Origin of the sequence: Pseudomonas sp. XWY-1 (genome assembly GCF_002953115.1) — a bacterium.
In the GTDB taxonomy this organism is placed as follows: domain Bacteria; phylum Pseudomonadota; class Gammaproteobacteria; order Pseudomonadales; family Pseudomonadaceae; genus Aquipseudomonas; species Aquipseudomonas alloputida.
Map to the genome: position 1 here is coordinate 2,526,342 of NZ_CP026332.1, position 15,006 is coordinate 2,541,347.

Below are 15,006 nucleotides of genomic sequence, written 5' to 3' on the forward strand. Positions count from 1 at the left end.
TTTTGTGCGGGCTCACGAATTGTAACCGGAGTGGGGCAGGCCCACTCCGGGCGCGGCATCTGGCAGGCCGCGGGCAGCGCTTACTGCGGGCCCATCTTGTCCATCAGCGCGGCGAGCATTTCGTACTCGTCGGCGGTGAGGTCGGTCAGCGGAGTACGCACCGGGCCGGCGTCGTAACCGGCAATTCTGGCGCCAGCCTTGACGATGCTCACGGCGTAGCCGGCCTTGCGGTTGCGGATGTCCAGGTACGGCAGGAAGAAATCGTCGATCAGCTTGGCCACGGTGGCGTGGTCGTCACGGGCGATGGCGTTGTAGAAGTCCATGGCGGTTTTCGGCACGAAGTTGAACACCGCGGAGGAGTACACCGGTACGCCCAGGGCCTTGTAGGCGGCGGCATACACTTCGGCGGTCGGCAGGCCACCCAGGTAGCTGAAGCGCTCGCCCAGGCGACGACGGATCGACACCATCAGCTCGATATCACCCAGGCCGTCCTTGTAGCCAATCAGGTTCGGGCAGCGCTCGGCCAGTTTTTCCAGCAGGTCGGCGTTCAGGCGGCAGACGTTGCGGTTGTACACCACCACACCGATGTTTACCGATTTGCACACCGCTTCGACGTGGGCGGCGACGCCGTCCTGGCTGGCTTCGGTCAGGTAGTGCGGCAGCAACAGCAGGCCTTTGGCACCCAGGCGCTCGGCTTCTTGCGCGTATTCGATGGCCTGACGGGTGGAACCACCGACACCGGCGAGGATCGGTACCGAAGTGGCGCAGGTGTCGACCGCGGTCTTGATCACCTGGCTGTATTCGCTGGCGGCCAGGGAGAAGAATTCACCGGTACCGCCAGCGGCGAACAGCGCGCTGGCGCCGTAGGGGGCCAGCCACTCAAGGCGCTTGATGTAGCCAGCCGGGTTGAAGTCGCCCTGGGCATTGAAGTCGGTGACCGGGAAAGACAGCAGGCCGTGGGAGAGGATGGATTTGAGTTCTTGTGGATTCATTGTTGTTGGCATCCTGTGGCGCTTGGGTGAGGGGTGTGGCTTTTCGTTGGAGGTAAGTTATCGTACAACCTGCGTGATGACTAGTCCTTTTTCAGAATTTTGTGTTCTCGCCAGGGTGGTTGTCTGGATATGTGTGTTGTGGCGCAGATCGAGCGCCGCCCGCGCGGCGCTTCGCGGGTAAACCCGCTCCTACGTCTGTTTCGGGCCAGTTATGCCTGTGGCATTTGCGCGCGGACGCCTTGGCGCATGCCTCGATATCGTGTCGTACAAACAAGGCAGTCGCGCGCGTCTGACACAGACGATACTGGCCCGAAACAAACGGAGCGGGTTTACCCGCGAAGCGCCGCGCGGGCGGCGCTCGATTTCACAGGCGCAGCAGGTACGACGACAAACACATAGCAGTCATCGTATCTCTTGAGGGGAAAGGAAAAAACGATCGCGGAGACAGGCACAAGCCCGCCGCCCGATTCCACGGGAAGAGTTCTGGGACCAGCAGAGGGTGGCCGGGGAAACGGGGGCGGCCTTGCGCCGCCCCGCGATCAAAGCAGAGGAAACTGAAGGTCAGGCCGCGTGCTGGCGCTTGATTTGCGCCTTGCGTACCTGGGCCCGGCAAGCATCGCCGAAAGCCTGGAAGATCTTTATCGAATCAGGGTTCTTCGCCGCTTGCCATTCAGGGTGCCACTGCACCGCGAACAGGAACGGCGAAATGCTTGGCGCGTGAATCGCTTCGACCAGGCCATCTTCGGCACGGGCGATCGCTTCAATACCGGCGCCGAGCTTGTGCAGGCCTTGGCCATGCAGCGAGTTGACGCGAATCTCATCGGTACCCAGGGTGTCGTGCAGCCAGCTGCCCGGCTGGATCTTCACCCCATGCACCTGGGCGTACTGCACTTCGACCGGGTCTTCCGGGTTTTCCCGGTGGTCATTGAACCCAGGTTCGGCATACACCTTCTGGTAAATGTCGCCACCCAGGGCCACGTTGATTTCCTGCATGCCACGGCAGATGCCGAAGATGGGCAGGCCACGCTTGATTGCCGCCTTGACCAGCGGAATGTCGAACAGGTCGCGGTTCTGGTCCTGGCCTTTGCCTGGGGTCTGGTTTTCCTGGCCATACAGGGCCGGGTCGATGTTGCTGCCAGCGCCAGTCAGGTAAACGCCGTCGGCCATGTCCAGGTAGGTCTCGAGGTCGTCAGTGCCGCAGCAGGTAGGCACCAACACCGGGACGCAATCGGAGAACTCGACCAGCGGGGTAATGTATTTGTGGGTCATGACCTGGTAGTCGTGGCCTTTGCGCTCTTGGCTGCCCATGGTCATCAGGACGACGGGTTTGCGCAGGGAAGGTTGCTTGTTGCCAATGTTGCTGTTGGACATATGTCACCTTGGGACAGGTTCGACCTGTCGTTGTTGTGCAGGCGCACGGCGCGGGGCCTTGGGTGCTGCCTGTAGCCCCGAGCACTGCCGGCTCGTCAGAGGCGACGATTCCGGTCGGGGCTTGTAGATAGCTTGCCAGAGCCGTTCGATATGTCAAACGACGGAAGCGGGCTTTAACGCGGGGGATACGCCGTTTTCTGGGGGCTGAAACCGATGCGGGCCTGTGGTGGCGTGGGTTTGGCAGGGTCTGCGGTCAATAATATTTAACGATGCAGTTGGGTCATTGCAGCGGCGCAATGATTAGGTAACTTGAAGTAACCTCGGTCACTGTGGGAGCGGGCTTGCCCGCGAACACGGGCGAAGCCCGTGCCATCCACGGCGGTGTCTTCTTCGCGGGTAAACCCGCTCCCACAGTGACAGGCTTTCAATCAGTGCAGGATCTGCGCCAGGAACGCCTTGGCCCGCTCGGTGCACGGCTGGTTGAAGAACACCTGCGGCGGGCTGTCCTCGATGATCTGCCCACCCTCAAGGAACAGCACCCGCTCGGCTACCTGCCGGGCAAAGCCCATTTCATGGGTGACGCACAGCATGGTCATGCCCGTGCCAGCCAACTGCACCAGCACATCCAGCACCTCGGCGACCATTTCCGGGTCCAGCGCCGAAGTGGGCTCGTCGAACAGCATGATCCGCGGTTTCATGCACAGCGCCCGGGCGATTGCCACGCGCTGCTGCTGGCCGCCGGACAGCTGGCTGGGGTACTTGTGCGCCTGGCTTTCGATGCCGACTTTGCTCAGGTACATGCGTGCCCGCTCCTCGGCGTCCTTGCGTGACAGCCCGCGCACGCTGGTGGGGGCCAGCAGGCAGTTGTCGAGCACGCTCATGTGCGGGAACAGGTTGAAGTGCTGGAACACCATGCCGATGTCGCTGCGCACCTGTGCCGCCTCGCGTGTGGTGGCCGCCAGGTCGATGCCGTCTACCTGGATGCTGCCCTGCTGGGCGACTTCCAGGCGGTTGATGCAGCGGATCAGGGTCGACTTGCCCGAGCCGGACGGCCCGCACAGTACGATGCGTTCGCCTTCGCGCACCTGCAGGTCGATGTCGCGCAGCACGTGGAACGCGCCATAGTGCTTGTTCAGGCCTTCGATGCGAATCAGCACCGGACGCGGGTCGGGTTCGGGGGCAAGGGTGGCAAGGCTCAGTGGTGCGGTCATCTTGTTGTTCTCCCGCGTGGGTTCAGTCGAAACGGGTCGCGCTGTAAGGCGCGGGGTCGGTGAAGGGGGGCTCGCCAGTGAGCAGCTCGGCCAGCAGCCGGCCGCAGACCGGGCCCAGCGTGAGGCCGTGATGGGCATGGCCGAAGTTGAACCACAGCCCTGGGTGGCGCGGCGCCGGCCCGATCACTGGGCGCATGTCGGGCAGGCAGGGGCGGCGGCCCAGCCATGGCGTGTCGTCCAGACGATCGCCGAGGGCCGGGAACAGCTTGCGCGCCAAGGCCTCGCAGCGGCCCAGCTGAATCTGATTGCCAGGTGCACTGGCTGCGTCGAACTCGATGCCGGTGGTCAGGCGCACGCCGCGCGCCATCGGCGCCAGTACATAGCCGCCTTGGGTGTCGCAGATCGAGTGCTCCAGCTGAGCGCCGTCACGGGTGCTGTAGTGCATGTGGTAGCCCCGCTTGATGGCCAGCGGGATCTGGTAGCCCAGGCCGCTGAACAGGTCGGCTGACTGAGGCCCAAGGCAGGCCACCACCTCGTCGGCAGTGATCGGGCCGCGACGGCTCTCTACCCGCCATTGGCCATTGGCCTGGCGCAGGCTGCGCGCATCGCCATGCACGAACTGCCCGCCGCGTTGCAGGAACAACGCCGCATAGCCACGGGTGAGCGCGCCGGGGTTGTTCACGGTTTTCGGATCGAGCCAGTGGATGCCGCCGACCACGGTGGCGTCCAGCTGATGTTCACGTGCCTGCAGCTGCCCGCATTCAAGGATTTCGAAGCGCAAGCCGTAGCGGCTCAGGCCCTTGGCATCGGTTTTTGCCTGCTCGAACAGCGCGGGGTCGCGGAACACTTCGATCCAGCCTTTGGCTTGCACCAGGCCTTCCAGGCCAGCGGCAGCGATCAGCGCGTCATGCTCGTCGACACAGCGCTGCACCAGCGGCAACATATCGGCGGCGGCGCCGGCCAGGCGCCCGGGTGCCGACTGGCGCCAGTAACGCCACAGCCACGGTGCGGCCTTGGGCAAGTGCGCCAGGCTGTAGCGCACATCGGGCTGGCGGTTCAGGCCGTAGCGCAGCAGTGCGCTCAGTTGCCGCGGGAAGGCATAGGGGATGACACTGGAACGCTCGATCAGCCCGGCGTTACCGTGGCTGGTGCCACTGCCCGGTTCGTCGCGGTCGATCAGAATTACCTGGCGCCCGCGTGCCTGCAGGTGCAGCGCGGTGCTGACGCCGACGATGCCGGCGCCGAGGACAAGGGTCTGGCAATGCATGAAACGTATCCTTCGGTCAGTTCAGGTGGCGGCCCAGGCGGGCCTCCAGGTGTTTCAGCAGGCGCCGCACCAGTTCGACGATCACCAGGTAGAGCACAGCGGCCCACAGGTAGATCTGGAAGTCGAAACTGCGCGAGAAGGCCAGTTTGGTCACGCCCATCAGGTCGTAGATCGTCACCAGCGAGGCGATCGCGCTGGCCTTGATCATCAGGATCAGTTCGTTGCCCAGCGGGCCAATGGCCACCAGCAGCGACTGCGGCAATATCACCTTGAAGAAGGTGGTCGAGCGCTTCAGGTTCAGCGCCCGCGCCGCTTCATGCTGGCCAGGCGCAACCGCCATCAGGCTGCCGCGGAAGATCTCGGCCTGATAGGCGGCGGTGTTCAGGGTGAACGCCAGCAAGGTGCAAAACCACGCATCCCGGAAGAACCACCACAGGCCGACGTCCTGCCAGAAACCCTTGAGCGAACCCAGGCCGTAATACAGCAGGAACAATTGCGCCAGCAGCGGCGAGCCGCGGAAGAAGTACACGTAGCCGGCAGCCATGCGCTGCAGCACCAGGCTGCGAGACAGGCGTGCAAGGGCCAGCAGAAGACCGAGCACAGCACCCAGGCTGAAGGAAATCGCCACCAGCTTGGCGGTTACCAGCAGGCCGTCGATGAAGCGCGGGCCATAGCGCTCCAGCAGGTCGGGGTCGAGCACCATTGCCAGCAGTTGATCGAAGCTCATGCGCGTGCTCCTTGCAGGTGGCGGTTGCTGCGCCGTTCGATGTAGGCGAACACGCGCCCGGACAGTGCCGCGAACAGCAGGTAGCCCAGGCAGGCGACGCCGTAGAAGAACATCGGTTCCTTGGTTACGCTGACTGCCAGGTTGGTCTGGCGCATCAGGTCGACCAGCGAGATGGTCGACACCAGCGAGGTGTCCTTGAGCAGCGACAGCCAGTTGTTGGACAAGCCGGGCAGGGCGATGCGGGTCAGTTGCGGCAGCAGCACCTTGAAGAAGCCGGTGCGCTTGCTAAGCCCAAGCGCCGAGCAGGCTTCCAGCTGGCCCTTGGGCAGGGTCTTGAAGGCGGCCAGCCAGATCTCGCTGGAAAACGCGGCGAACACCAGGCTGAAGGCGATCATCGCGGCGAGGAAGGTGTTGATGAGGAACTCACCCTGGTAGCCCATGGCGGCGAGGATCTTCTGCGCGGCGATCTGGCAGCCGTAATAGATGATCAGCAACGTCAGCAGTTCGGGCAGGCCGCGGAAGACGGTGGAAAAAGTGGTGGCCCAGGCCCGTGGCAGGCGTTTGCGCGAGCGCGCCGCCAGCGCGACCACCAGGCCCAGTGGCAGGCCGATGGGCAGGCAGGCCAAGGCCAGGGAAACGGTAACCAGCGCGCCGGCCAGCAACGCCTGGCCCCAGCCTCCGCTGGCGAAAGACAGCAAGGACAATTGATCGAGCATGACGAACCTCTTGGGCAGGTTATGCGGCCTTGGGGGAGCGGCCTTGCGGCCCTGTCGCGACGCAAGGCCGCCCCCACTGGGCATTCGCACAACTTCCTGAAGATCAGTTGTAGATATCGAAAGCGAAATATTTGCTGGCGATCTTCTGGTAGGTGCCGTTGGCCACAATCTGTTGCAGCGCGGTATTCAGGCGCTGGCGCAGGGCTTCGTCGTCCTTGCGCACAGCGATGGCGGCATCGGCCTTGGTGTCCGCCACGTCGCCAAGGATCTTGCAGCAATCCCCGCCGTTCTTGTTCATCCACTCGTGCAGCGGGAATTTGTCAGCAATCACGCCGTCCAGGCGGCCGGCCGCCAGGTCTGCGTTGGCTTCGTCCATGGTCGGGTACAGTTTCACGTCGGCACCGGCCTTGCCGTACACGTCTTCGGCGTAGATGGCCTGGGTAGAGGAAGACTGCGCACCGACGGTGTAGCCGACAAAGTCGGTCTGGGCGCTGTCGATCTTGCTGTCCTTGGCAACTGCCACGGTCAGGGGCGTGCGGTAGTAGCGGTCGGTGAAGGCGATCTTCTTGCGCCGCTCTTCGGTGTCGATCATCGACGCCACTACCGCGTCATACTTGCGCGCCATCAGGGCGGGGATGATGCCTTCCCAGTCCTGGGCCACCAGCGTGCATTCGACTTTCATCTGTTCGCACAGGGCATGGGTGATGTCGACATCGAAGCCGTGCAGCTTGTTATCGGCGTCTACATAGTTGAACGGCGGGTAGGCACCCTCGGTGGCGAACCGCAGGGTTTCAGCGCTGGCGGCACCCGCCAGCAGCAGGGCGCACGCACCCAGCAAGGCCATGGACTTGTTCATCTCGCACCTCATTGCACTCTTGCTATTGTTGTTTGCCCGTCGACCACGAGGTGTAGCCGACGAATTCGTTATGTAGAGCGGCAGTTGCTTCCAAGCGTTTTTCAACATCCGGTCCGAGCTTCTTGCAGACCTCGTTGACCATCAGATGCACCCACGACAGCATCGTCGAGGTGGATTCCCAGAACAGGTTGAACTCGGTGGGGATGCGGAACACCTCGTCGGCATTGGCATCCGCCCAGTCACAGAAGGTGTCGGTCACCAGGGTGACCGCAATGCCAGCCTCGCGAGCCTTCTGGCACAGCATCAGGGCATGGCGGGAATAACGGCGCGCCTCGAACACCACCAGGGCGCTGTCTTCGGCGCGGCCCAGCAGCACTTCACCGAAGTGCCCGGCGCTGATGTCGACCAGTTGCACACCATCGCGCAGGTATTGCAGCAGGTGACTCATGCACATGGCGATGCCGCGCTCGGTCTGGAAGCCGGCGATGAACACCCGCGGTTTGCTCGCCAGGCGTTGCGCCACGTTGTGCCAGGCGGGGCTTTGACGGTATTCGTGTACGCGCACCAGGGCGGCGATTTCCAGCTCCAGGCTGCCGGCGTTGTCGCTGGCGTCCTGGTTCTGGCGGTAATCTTGCAGGCGATCACCCACCAGCCACGGGCCATCGCCCAGATCGTTCTGCAGGTCTTGCTTAAGCGCCTTGAGGTGGGCATAACCCAGTGAGCGACAGTAGCGCCCGACGCTGGATTCGCTGACGCCCAGCTTGGCGGCAATGCTGGCCGAGGTCTGGAACGGCAGTTCGTGCAGGTTGGCAAGCATGTAGGTGGCGATCTTGCGACCCGAGGCAGCGGCCCCTTCGAGGCTGTTTTCCAGGCGTTGCTTGATCAGTTGGCTCATGCTGCGGCTCCAGGGGTGAGGCTTGGGAAGAAAATGAATGTTTTCTGTCATCAAGTCAACATTTGACAGATTGCTGTCACATGAAGGAAAGTTTTTGTCGTTGCAACGCTGTAGCCATTCCAAAATCAACAAGGAGCTTCAGATGTCCGCACCTTCCACCAGCACCGTTGTGCGCGTGCCTTTTACCGAGCTGCAAAGCCTGTTGCAGGCCATTTTCCAGCGCCATGGGTGCAGCGAGGCCGTGGCCCGGGTGCTGGCCCACAACTGCGCCAGCGCCCAGCGGGATGGCGCCCATAGCCATGGGGTGTTCCGCATGCCCGGTTATGTTTCGACCTTGGCCAGCGGCTGGGTCGATGGCCAGGCCACGCCACAGGTCAGCGACGTGGCCGCCGGCTATGTGCGTGTCGATGCTGCGGGCGGTTTTGCCCAGCCGGCACTGGCGGCCGCCCGTGAGCTGTTGGTGGCGAAGGCGCGCAGCGCAGGCATTGCCGTGCTGGCGATCCACAACTCGCACCATTTCGCTGCGTTGTGGCCGGATGTCGAGCCGTTCGCCGAAGAGGGCCTGGTAGCCCTCAGCGTGGTCAACAGCATGACCTGCGTGGTGCCGCATGGTGCACGCAAGCCGCTGTTCGGTACCAACCCCATCGCTTTCGCTGCGCCTTGCGCCGAGCATGACCCGATCGTTTTCGACATGGCCACCAGTGCCATGGCCCATGGCGATGTGCAGATTGCCGCACGTGCTGGCCAGCAATTGCCGGAGGGCATGGGGGTAGATGCCGATGGCCAGCCGACTACCGACCCGAAGGCGATCCTGGAAGGCGGGGCCTTGCTGCCATTTGGCGGGCACAAGGGCTCGGCGTTGTCGATGATGGTCGAGCTGCTGGCGGCGGCGCTGACCGGCGGTCATTTCTCCTGGGAGTTCGATTGGTCCGGGCATCCGGGGGCGAAAACGCCATGGACCGGGCAGTTGATCATCGTCATCGACCCGGGCAAGGCCGAAGGCCAGCGGTTTGCCCAGCGCAGCCGCGAGCTGGTGGAGCACATGCAAGCGGTGGGGCTGACGCGCATGCCGGGCGAGCGGCGCTATCGTGAGCGCGAGGTGGCCGAGGAGGAGGGGGTGGCGGTGACCGAGCAGGAGCTGCAAGGCCTGAAAGAGCTGCTTGGATGACCTGGTCTCTTCGCGGGTAAACCCACAGGTGCCTGAGCTGTTCCCAGGCTGTGCGCTGAACCCGTAGGAGCGGGTTTACCCGCGAAGAATCCAGCACGAATTTCCAGCCATGCAATGTTGCATAGACAACCTTGCACAATAGTGGATGTTCCTGAACCCGCACTCCGGGTATGCTCAACACTGACTTTCCGTACCGTCCTGATCCAAGGAGCTGCACGCTGTGTTCAAACATGTCGATGCCTATGCCGGCGACCCGATCCTCTCGTTGATGGAAACCTTCAAGGCCGACCCGCGCGCCGACAAGGTCAACCTGAGTATTGGCCTGTACTACGATGAGGCCGGCGTGGTGCCGCAACTGGCGGCGGTGGATGCGGTGGAAAAACGCATTGCCGGTCAGGACCACGAAGCCTCCCTGTACCTGCCGATGGAAGGCCTGGCCAGCTACCGCCAAGCCATCCAGGCGCTGCTGTTCGGTGCTGATCACCCGGCCGTGACCGGCGGCCGTGTGGCCACCGTACAGACCGTGGGTGGCTCCGGCGCCCTGAAGGTCGGTGCCGACTTCCTCAAGCGCTACTTCCCGCAGTCCGAAGTCTGGGTCAGCAACCCGACCTGGGACAACCATCGCGCCATCTTCGAGGGTGCAGGCTTCAAGGTGCACACCTACCCGTACTTCGACCAGGCCACCCGTGGCGTGGACTTCGACGGCATGCTGGCCACCTTGCAGAGCCTGCCGGCCAACAGCGTGGTGCTGCTGCACCCGTGCTGCCACAACCCTACTGGTGCCGATCTAGAGCAGCACCAGTGGCAACAAGTAGTCGAAGTGGTCAAGGCGCGCCAGCTGATCCCGTTCCTCGACATCGCTTATCAAGGCTTCGCCGAAGGCTTGGTAGAAGACGCCTACGCCATCCGCGAAATGGCCCGTGCCGGCGTTCCGTGCCTGGTGAGCAACTCCTTCTCGAAAATCTTCTCGCTATATGGCGAGCGGGTGGGCGGCCTGTCGGTGGTGTGCGATGACGAGGCCACTGCCCAGAGCGTGCTTGGCCAGCTGAAGGCCACCGTGCGCCGCAACTACTCCAGCCCGCCCAACTTCGGCGCCCAGCTGGTTGCCGGCGTACTGAGCGATGCTGGCCTGAATGCCCAGTGGGCCGAAGAGGTCGAAGTCATGCGCAAGCGTATCCTCGACATGCGCCAGGCGCTGGTCGATGCCCTGGCCGTGCTGCTGCCGGGCCAGGACTTCCAGTTCTTCCTGCGCCAGCGCGGCATGTTCAGCTACACCGGCTTCAGCGTCGAGCAGGTACGTCGCCTGCGTGACGAGTTCGGCGTGTACCTGATCGACAGCGGCCGTGTGTGCATGTCCGGCCTGCGCCCGGCCAACCTGCAACGGGTTGCCGAAGCGTTCGCTGCCGTTCAGAAGTAACTCGCCAACGGGCCAACTGCGGCCCCTCCTGTGGGGCGCGGTTGGACTTTGGACTGCCCCCCAAAAGTTGGACAGTTTTAAGCTGCAGCCTGAGCCCTGTACTCCACAGGGCTCAGGCCATTGAGCCTCAGCTTGATGCGATCATGGTTGTAGTAGTGAATGTACTCATCCAGACCCGCTCTCAGCTCATCAATGCTCTCGAAACGCTTCAGGTAGAAAAACTCAGATTTGAGCGTGCCGAAGAAGCTTTCCATGGCCGCGTTGTCCAGGCAATTGCCTTTTCGAGACATGCTCTGCTTTATCCCGCATTCGCTTAGCTTACGGCGGTATTGCGCCTGCTGGTAATGCCATCCCTGATCCGAATGCAACACGAGCTTCGGTTTCTCTCCCAGGCAATCGAGCGCTTTGCCAAGCATGTTCCCAACCAGGCTATAGCACGGGCGACTGGCCATTTCGTAGGCCACGATTTCGCCGTTGTACAAATCCATCACGGGCGACAGATAGAGCTTCTGTTGAGCTACTTTGAACTCGGTTACGTCAGTCACCCACTTCTGGTTTGGGCGTTGAGCGACAAAATTTCGCTCCAGTACATTCGCTGCCACTTTGCCGACGGTACCTCGATAGGAGCGATATTTCTTGGGGCGCACTACTGATTTCAATCCCTGCTCAGCCATCAGCCGTTCAATGACCTTCTTGTTCACCCGCTTTTCCTTCCTGATTACGAGTGCGATACGGCGATAACCATAAAGCCGTTTCTGCTCGTGATAGACGCGATGCACCAATGCCTTGAGCTCAGCATGCCGGTCTGGCTTCTGCTGAGCTTTGAGCTGGTAGTAGAAGGTGCTGCGCGCCAGCTCGACCAACTGAAGGAGGTCAGGCAAAGGAAACCTGCGCTTGAGTTTGGAAACGATCAGGGCTTTTTCCCGCGTGTTCGTTCCTTTTCCTCGCGCAGAGCCTTGAGCTCCTTTAGGACAGCATTCTCCATGCGCAGGTACTCAAGTTCAGCCATCAGCTGATCTCGAGACTTCTGATCATCATTGGTATCGGTGGGTTTGGCAGGCTTGATCTTCTTCGACACGTCGATTGGCTTTCTTGGCTTGATGGCAGTAGAGGGTGCAGGACTGCCACTGTAGTACTGCCGCTGCCAAATGCCTATCTGAGAGGACTGCCCAAGACCAAAGTGGGCAGCGGTCTGGCGCAGCGAAAGCCGATGCTCGTGCATATAGCTAAGCACCTGCTGTTTGAAATCACTGGTATAGCGCCGCCCATGCGAGCCTGGACCAATGCCATTATTGGCCTGATAACTGGCCACCCAGCGTCGAAGCAGGCTGAAATCGATACCTAAGTGTTGAGCCACCTTTCGGAAACCGTTGCTGCCATCCAGGTAGGCTGTGATCGCTGTGAGCTTGAATTGCTCGGTGTACTTACCCATAGATCCCCCAAGGGTTGGATTGGTGTCCAACTTCTTGGGGGCAGTCCATCCCTGTGGGAGCGGGCTTGCCCGCGAACACGGGCGAAGCCCGTGCCATTCACCACGGTGTTGGCTTCGCGGGCAAGCCCGCTCCCACAGGCCGCTCCCACAGGCGGCCCCCAGAGGCGGCCCCACAGGCCGCTACATTCCATCGATCGACACCAGCAATGCCTTCCGCTTGTAAAGACAAGTGCAACCGCTCCTCGGAAAAGGGCTTCGCAAGTGCAACCTTTCCGTGCACAATCGCGCCCCTCTTTTCCGGTTGAGTTGGGCGAAACGTCTATTTCGCCATTCTCAGCCTGTTGCAGTCTTGCGAGTGGAGCTTCACCCGGAATGAATGAGCAGGCCCCAAGCGTTGAACAACGCTTTGCAGAATCGACCCCCGCCGCCCTCGGCACCTGGGCGCGTCACGACACCACCTGGATGCTGGGCCTGTTCGGCACAGCCATCGGCGCCGGGACACTGTTCCTGCCGATCAACGCCGGCCTTGGCGGCTTCTGGCCGCTGCTGATCCTGGCCGTGCTGGCCTTCCCGATGACCTATTTCGCCCATCGCGGGCTGACCCGTTTCGTCCTTTCCGGGCGCGATGGCAGCGACATCACCGAAGTGGTCAAGGAGCATTTCGGCATCACCGCCGGTGCCTCGATCACCGTGCTGTACTTCTTCGCCATCTTCCCGATCCTGCTTATCTACAGCGTGGCGCTGACCAACACCGTGTCCAGCTTCATGGAACACCAGCTGCACATGCAGCCGCCGCCTCGGGCAATCCTGTCATTCGTGCTGATCCTCGGTCTGCTGGCCATCGTGCGCTGCGGGGAGCAGGCCACGGTCAAGGTCATGAGCCTGCTGGTCTACCCGTTCATCGTTGCGCTGGCGTTGCTGGGCCTGTACCTGGTGCCGCACTGGACCGGTGGCATTCTCGACAGCGCCACAGAGGTGCCGCCGGCCTCGGCCTTCCTGCATACCCTGTGGCTGGCCATTCCGGTGATGGTGTTCTCGTTCAACCATTCGCCGATCATTTCGGCCTTTGCCGTCGATCAGAAGCGCCGTTACGGCGCGCACGCCGACGAGCGCAGCGGCCAGATCCTGCGTCGTGCCCACCTGCTGATGGTGGTGATGGTGCTGTTCTTCGTGTTCAGCTGCGTGCTCACCCTGAGCAGCGCCCAGCTGGCCGAAGCCAAGGCGCAGAACCTGTCGATCCTGTCGTACCTGGCCAACCACTTCAGCAACCCGACCATCGCGTTCGCTGCGCCGTTGATCGCCTTCGTGGCCATCGCCAAGTCGTTCCTCGGCCACTACATCGGCGCCAGCGAAGGCCTGAAGGGCATCATCGCCAAGACCGGTGCGCGCCCAGGCGCCAAGGCCCTGGACCGCGTGGTTGCCGCACTGATGCTGGTGGTGTGCTGGATCGTCGCCACGCTCAACCCGAGCATTCTCGGCATGATCGAGTCGCTCGGCGGCCCGATTCTCGCGGTGCTGTTGTTCCTGATGCCGATGTACGCCATTCGCCGTGTGCCATCGATGCGCAAGTACAGTGGTGCGGCCTCCAACGTGTTCGTCGTTGTGGTCGGCCTGGTTGCGCTGACTTCGGTGGTGTACGGCCTTGTAAGCTGATTCACCCGTTTCATTCAAGAATGCCCGGGTCGCTTGTCGCCACCCGGGCATTTTTTTTTCCTGATCAAGGTTTCAGCAGCGTTGCATTCCATCGTCCTTGGTGCAGGCAAGCAGCCACCCTCCGCACAGGCTGGCCACCACGAACAGCACGCCCAAGCCTGCCGGTAGCTCGCTTTCCAAACCTGCGACCACACTGCTCGTCAAACCGGCACCGGCGAACAGCAACGTCGTATTGAGCGACGCTGCCGCACCTGCCTGACGCGGATAGCGCGCCAAAGCCTGGGTCGTTGCGGCGGGGCGTACCAGGGTTGTTCCGGTGGTACAGACAATCATCGGCAGTAGAACCCCCAGCACAGATAAACCTGCCACCCATTCCCACATCAAAAGGGTGATGCCCGCGGTACTTATAAGCAGCAAGCCTGCTTTTATTTGAGCTTGCGGGCTTACGCGACTGTTCAAGTAGGTCGCAGCCATGCCGCCGACGATGTATGCCAACCCATAGCCGATAAAGACCAGAGAGAATTGATAGGCCGTCAGCTCCAGCCTGCCCATCAGCAGCAAGGGCGCTATGACGATAAAGGAAAAATGGCAGGCAAAGGCGAGGCTGGAGAGCATGGAATGCGCGAGATAGTCCGTGTCTCGCAGCATCACCCGATAACTGGACATGCTTGGCGCCCGGTCATGCGACGCAGGTGTGTCATGGAGCAGCACACACGATAAAAGTGAAACGATTGCAGCGATGATCACGAATACCGTAAAGCTGGCCTCCCAGCCAAAGGACTGTTGAAGAAAGGCACCTGCCAGCGGTGACAGGGAGATGAACAACCCGCTCGCGCTTGTTAACAGGATGCGCATGGCATTGCGTTGTGTACCGCTGTAGAGGTCCTGCACAAGCGCCTGGCCTAGCACGAGGCTGCCGCAACCCAGGGCCTGCACCAAGCGAAAGGCCATGAACGTTTCATAATGAGTTGAAAATACGCAACCGAGCGCCCCCACAATGGATACGCTCAACCCAGCGAGCAACAAACGCTTGCGCCCGATGCCATCCGACAGTGGGCCGATCACGATTTGCGCCATGGCCACACCAACAGCAAAAAAGCTCACTGAGTACGCAATCTGTTTTGTGTCGACCCGAAACTCATCTGAGAGCGCAGGGAATGATGGGAGGATCACGTCCAGAGGAAACACACCCAGCAGACATAACAAAATCAGCAACGTCGAGCACAGGTGGCGCCGAAGCGAACCAGTGAGGCGGTTCATGCCATTAACTCCTCGATTGGAACTGCAAGAAATAGCTTTCG

Annotated in this window: 13 protein-coding genes; 3 read left to right on the forward strand and 10 right to left on the reverse strand. The window is 61.8% G+C overall.

Annotated elements, in window-relative coordinates:
- Nucleotides 1-80 precede the first annotated feature (80 nt).
- The 8 genes from kdgD to PRJ_RS11860 form a co-directional block, all read right to left on the reverse strand.
- Nucleotides 81-992 carry a 5-dehydro-4-deoxyglucarate dehydratase gene (kdgD, locus tag PRJ_RS11820; protein WP_104961473.1) on the reverse strand — a complete coding sequence of 304 codons (912 nt, stop codon included), beginning with the start codon at nt 990-992 and terminating at the stop codon, nt 81-83.
- Nucleotides 993-1,553: 561 nt separating this feature from the next.
- Nucleotides 1,554-2,363: a gamma-glutamyl-gamma-aminobutyrate hydrolase family protein gene (locus PRJ_RS11830; protein ID WP_004575279.1), complete on the reverse strand. Its 810-nt coding sequence runs from the start codon at nt 2,361-2,363 to the stop codon at nt 1,554-1,556.
- A 428-nt stretch (nt 2,364-2,791) separates the two neighbouring features.
- Complete coding sequence (locus PRJ_RS11835; protein ID WP_104961474.1) at nt 2,792-3,574, reverse strand: amino acid ABC transporter ATP-binding protein; 783 nt, start codon at nt 3,572-3,574, stop codon at nt 2,792-2,794.
- Nucleotides 3,575-3,596: 22 nt separating this feature from the next.
- Entirely contained in the window at nt 3,597-4,841 is a 1,245-nt protein-coding gene (locus PRJ_RS11840; RefSeq protein ID WP_010954442.1) for an FAD-binding oxidoreductase, read from the reverse strand.
- A gap of 16 nt (nt 4,842-4,857) precedes the next feature.
- Complete coding sequence (locus PRJ_RS11845) at nt 4,858-5,568, reverse strand: ABC transporter permease (RefSeq protein WP_003247716.1); 711 nt, start codon at nt 5,566-5,568, stop codon at nt 4,858-4,860.
- Nucleotides 5,565-6,284, reverse strand: coding sequence for an ABC transporter permease (locus tag PRJ_RS11850; protein ID WP_003247720.1), 720 nt, complete (start codon nt 6,282-6,284; stop codon nt 5,565-5,567). Before PRJ_RS11850 ends, PRJ_RS11845 begins: the two co-directional genes overlap by 4 nt.
- A gap of 103 nt (nt 6,285-6,387) precedes the next feature.
- Entirely contained in the window at nt 6,388-7,140 is a 753-nt protein-coding gene (locus PRJ_RS11855) for a transporter substrate-binding domain-containing protein (RefSeq protein ID WP_104961475.1), read from the reverse strand.
- 22 nt (nt 7,141-7,162) lie between these two features.
- Entirely contained in the window at nt 7,163-8,035 is an 873-nt protein-coding gene (locus PRJ_RS11860) for a MurR/RpiR family transcriptional regulator (protein WP_012052078.1), read from the reverse strand.
- Nucleotides 8,036-8,177: 142 nt separating this feature from the next.
- Here PRJ_RS11860 and PRJ_RS11865 point away from each other — a divergent pair, with 142 nt between their 5' ends.
- Both PRJ_RS11865 and PRJ_RS11870 read left to right on the forward strand, forming a co-directional pair.
- Complete coding sequence (locus PRJ_RS11865; protein WP_104961476.1) at nt 8,178-9,203, forward strand: Ldh family oxidoreductase; 1,026 nt, start codon at nt 8,178-8,180, stop codon at nt 9,201-9,203.
- 220 nt (nt 9,204-9,423) lie between these two features.
- A complete protein-coding gene (locus tag PRJ_RS11870; protein ID WP_103462591.1) occupies nt 9,424-10,620 on the forward strand; it encodes an amino acid aminotransferase in 1,197 nt (398 codons plus the stop codon).
- A 77-nt stretch (nt 10,621-10,697) separates the two neighbouring features.
- Here PRJ_RS11870 and PRJ_RS11875 read toward each other — a convergent pair.
- A protein-coding gene (locus tag PRJ_RS11875) for an IS3 family transposase (protein WP_104960958.1) occupies nt 10,698-12,052 on the reverse strand; the annotation gives its coding sequence in 2 pieces (ribosomal slippage) (nt 10,698-11,576 and nt 11,579-12,052; 1,353 coding nt in all).
- Between the two features lie 372 nt (nt 12,053-12,424).
- Here PRJ_RS11875 and PRJ_RS11885 point away from each other — a divergent pair.
- Nucleotides 12,425-13,705 (forward strand): serine/threonine transporter, encoded by a 1,281-nt coding sequence (locus PRJ_RS11885; RefSeq protein ID WP_003247731.1) that lies wholly within the window; start codon nt 12,425-12,427, stop codon nt 13,703-13,705.
- A gap of 72 nt (nt 13,706-13,777) precedes the next feature.
- Here PRJ_RS11885 and PRJ_RS11890 read toward each other — a convergent pair whose 3' ends face one another.
- Nucleotides 13,778-14,965 (reverse strand): Bcr/CflA family efflux MFS transporter, encoded by a 1,188-nt coding sequence (locus tag PRJ_RS11890; RefSeq protein WP_104961477.1) that lies wholly within the window; start codon nt 14,963-14,965, stop codon nt 13,778-13,780.
- Nucleotides 14,966-15,006 lie beyond the last annotated feature (41 nt).

Coding starts and splice junctions, on each gene's coding strand:
- kdgD (WP_104961473.1), bottom strand. CDS start 992: ATGAATCCACAAGAACTCAAATCCATCCTCTCCCACGGCCTGCTGTCT.
- PRJ_RS11830 (WP_004575279.1), bottom strand. CDS start 2,363: ATGTCCAACAGCAACATTGGCAACAAGCAACCTTCCCTGCGCAAACCC.
- PRJ_RS11835 (WP_104961474.1), bottom strand. CDS start 3,574: ATGACCGCACCACTGAGCCTTGCCACCCTTGCCCCCGAACCCGACCCG.
- PRJ_RS11840 (WP_010954442.1), bottom strand. CDS start 4,841: ATGCATTGCCAGACCCTTGTCCTCGGCGCCGGCATCGTCGGCGTCAGC.
- PRJ_RS11845 (WP_003247716.1), bottom strand. CDS start 5,568: ATGAGCTTCGATCAACTGCTGGCAATGGTGCTCGACCCCGACCTGCTG.
- PRJ_RS11850 (WP_003247720.1), bottom strand. CDS start 6,284: ATGCTCGATCAATTGTCCTTGCTGTCTTTCGCCAGCGGAGGCTGGGGC.
- PRJ_RS11855 (WP_104961475.1), bottom strand. CDS start 7,140: ATGAACAAGTCCATGGCCTTGCTGGGTGCGTGCGCCCTGCTGCTGGCG.
- PRJ_RS11860 (WP_012052078.1), bottom strand. CDS start 8,035: ATGAGCCAACTGATCAAGCAACGCCTGGAAAACAGCCTCGAAGGGGCC.
- PRJ_RS11865 (WP_104961476.1), top strand. CDS start 8,178: ATGTCCGCACCTTCCACCAGCACCGTTGTGCGCGTGCCTTTTACCGAG.
- PRJ_RS11885 (WP_003247731.1), top strand. CDS start 12,425: ATGAATGAGCAGGCCCCAAGCGTTGAACAACGCTTTGCAGAATCGACC.
- PRJ_RS11890 (WP_104961477.1), bottom strand. CDS start 14,965: ATGAACCGCCTCACTGGTTCGCTTCGGCGCCACCTGTGCTCGACGTTG.